At 69.5% G+C, this 3049-nt stretch carries 3 protein-coding genes; all 3 read right to left on the bottom strand.

All coding sequences use genetic code 11. The features are described from left to right. On the bottom strand, positions 1-650 hold a 650-nt coding region (locus FV228_RS25095), incomplete at its 3' end, for an ROK family protein (protein ID WP_147857034.1). After that, positions 650-2032, bottom strand: a complete 1383-nt coding sequence (locus FV228_RS25090) for a dicarboxylate/amino acid:cation symporter (RefSeq protein ID WP_147857033.1) — start codon at positions 2030-2032, stop codon at positions 650-652. The genes FV228_RS25095 and FV228_RS25090, both read right to left, overlap by 1 nt. A gap of 490 nt (positions 2033-2522) precedes the next feature. Next, on the bottom strand, positions 2523-3049 hold a 527-nt coding region (locus FV228_RS25085), incomplete at its 5' end, for an RsmB/NOP family class I SAM-dependent RNA methyltransferase (protein WP_147857032.1).

Raw genomic sequence — 3049 nt, 5'->3', positions numbered from 1 at the left:
GCCTCGGCGGTGCCATGGCCGCCGTGCCGCCGGGCATGGTCGGCGGCGAGGCCGGGCCCGGACAGCCAGGTCTCGACGCAGCCCCGGCGACCGCAATAGCAATCCGGTCCGGGCCGCTCGTCGGGGGTGGGTGCCGGCAGGGGGCCGTGGCCCCACTCGCCCGCGATGCCGTTGCGGCCGGTGAGCACGCGGCCGTCGATGGCGATGCCCGATCCGACCCCTGTGCCCAGGATCACCGCCCAGACCACCCGGGCGCCGGACCCGGCGCCGTCGACCGCCTCCGAGACCGCGAGGCAATTGGCGTCGTTCTCGATCCGGACCGGGCGGTCGAGCCGCCGCGCGAGGTCGATCCCGAACGGATGACCGTTGAGCCAGTGGGAGTTGGCGTTGCGCACGAGGCCGGTCGCCGGCGACAGGCTGCCGGGCATGCCGACGCCGACGCTGCAAGGCGCGCGGGACGGGGTGCCGGCTTCGGATTCCAGGCGCTCCACCAGGGCGGCCAGGGCCTCGAGGGTGCCCCGGTAATCGCCGCGCGGGGCCGGGACCCGGGCCTCGGCCAGGGTCGCGCCGCGGGAATCCAGCACGATCCCGGCGATCTTGGTGCCGCCGAGATCGATGCCGAGGCGCGCCCGCCCGCTGGGTGCCGGCATCACTCCGCCGCGGCGACCTTGGTGACCTTGGTGTCGGTCCCCATCGGCTGCGGCGCGTGATCGGAGATGTCGGTGCCGATCGCGACCGGGTGGGCCATGACCTCGTTGAGCTTGGCCATGTCGAGCTCGCCCTCCCAGCGGCTGACCACCACGCAGGCGACGCCGTTGCCGACGAGGTTGGTGAGCGCGCGGCACTCGGACATGAACTTGTCGATACCGAGCACCAGGGTCATGGCGGCGACCGGGACCGGGCTGTTCGGGATCGCCGAGAGCGTGGCCGCCAGAGTGATGAAGCCGGCACCCGTGACGCCGGAGGCGCCCTTCGAGGTCAGCATCGCCACCAGGATGATCGTCGCGTATTGCGCGAAGGTCAGGTCCGCACCCACCGCCTGCGCCAGGAACAGCGTGGCGAGCGTCATGTAGATGTTGGTGCCGTCGAGGTTGAACGAGTAGCCGGTCGGGACCACAAGGCCGACCACCGAATCCGAGGCACCGAGCCGGCGCATCTTGGTCATCAGCTGCGGCAGCACTGTTTCCGAGGACGACGTGCCGACCACGATCAGCAACTCGTCCTTGATGTAGGCGAGGAAGCGGAAGATCGAGAAGCCCGCGACCTTGGCGATGCTGCCCAGCACCACGACCACGAACAGGATCGCGGTGACGTAGAAGGTGCCGACCAGCCAGGCGAGGTCGTAGACCTTCTGGATGCCGTACTCGCCGATCGTGAACGCCATGGCGCCGAAGGCGCCCACGGGGGCGAGCTTCACCACGATGCCGATGATCTTGAAGAAGATCTGCCCGGCGGTGTCGATCGCGCTGTTCACCGCGGCGGCGCGCGCGCCGAGGCTGGTGACGACGACGCCGGTGAGGATCGAGATCAGCAGCACCTGGAGCAGGTCGCCGGTGGCGAAGGGATCGAAGAAGCTTTTGGGGATGATCGCCAGGATGTGGGCGACGGTGGAATCGGCCGCCGCCTTGTTGGCGTAGCTCGCGACCTTGCTGGCATCGAGCTTCGTCGGGTCGGCGTTGAAGCCTGCGCCGGGCCGGATCACCTCGCCGACCAGCACGCCGATCAACAGGGCCAGGGTGGAGACGACCTCGAAATAGACCAGCGCCTTCACGCCGACCCGGCCGACCTTCTTGAGGTCGCCGACCGACGCGATGCCGTGCACGATGGTGCAGAAGATGATCGGCGCGATCATCATCTTGATCAGGCCGATGAAGGCGTCGCCGAGCCACTTCATCGCCTTGCCGGTGGCCGGGTCGTACCAGCCGAGCAGGACGCCGAGCACGATGGCGATCAGGACCTGGATATAGAGGACCTTGTACCAGGGCTCGCGGGGAGCGCCGGGCGCAGTGGTCGCGTGGGTTGCGTGTGCCATATCCATCCCGTGCACGGTTGCCGTGCAGCCTCCCGATTTGCCGGCACGCTAGCGATAATCGTTCCCCGCCTCAACGGCGGCTCCGCCTCACTCCGCGAACGAAGTGTGACAAAAACCTGTCGATCCCCGGCCGAAAGATGTCTGCTGCGGATATTCATCCGCCAACCTAGTCGATCCAGGCCAACCGGATCGAATCAAGGTTGCGAACGCGACTGCCGGATATGCATCCTCGTCCCCACGCGCCTGCGGCGCCGGGGGCATGGCCCAAGAAAACCCAATCGCGCCGGACGCGGGATGCCGCGGGAACCCAGGTGTCGGCCAGATACGCGCGGGATCACTCCCGCAGCGCCGACGGACAGGTGACGGCTAATGAGAACAAAATAGGAATATTGTCTTGAGCGGCGTGCCAGTCGATGGGTCTGCATCCGCGAACGCTCCGCTCGGTTGCCGCGCTGCGCCCGCGATGGCGGCGGAGACCGGGGAGCGCTCCTCACCCCACGCGCTCGAGCCGGCTCGCGAAGAAGCCGTCCAGGCCGCCGCGGGCGCCCGGGACCTCGGGCAGGTGGCACGGCAGGGTGCGCAGGTCGCCGTTGCCATCGATCATCTCGGTCGCGCCGCCGATCTCCTCCGGCCGCACCGGCACGCGCGCGAAGCGGGTGTCCCGGGCCAGGAAGGCGGCGATCTGTGCCTCGCCCTCCTCGGGCTCCAGCGAACAGGTGCAGTAGACCAGCCGGCCGCCCGGGCGCACCAACTCGGCCGCGCTCTGGAGGAGCCTGACCTGGAGCAGCGACAGCCGGATGATGTCGGACTTCGACTTGGTCCAGGCCACGTCGGGGTGGCGCCGGATCGTGCCGGTGGCCGAGCACGGGGCGTCGAGCAGCACCGCGTCGTGGTCCTGGGCCTGGAAGGCCAGGGCGTCGGAGACCGCGATCTCGACGTCGAGGCCGAGGCGGGCGACGTTCTCGCGGAGGCGCTCCAGCCGCGGCGCCGAGCGGTCGACCGCCGTCACCCGCGCGC

This window comes from Methylobacterium sp. WL18 (assembly GCF_008040015.1).
In the GTDB taxonomy this organism is placed as follows: Bacteria; Pseudomonadota; Alphaproteobacteria; order Rhizobiales; family Beijerinckiaceae; genus Methylobacterium; species Methylobacterium mesophilicum.
The sequence above is the reverse complement of the archived record's forward strand: the minus strand, read 5'-3'. Positions and strand labels throughout refer to the sequence as shown.

Excerpts from the sequence above, each read along its gene's own strand:
- FV228_RS25090 (WP_147857033.1), bottom strand. The coding sequence starts at position 2,032 with ATGGCACACGCAACCCACGCGACCACTGCGCCCGGCGCTCCCCGCGAG.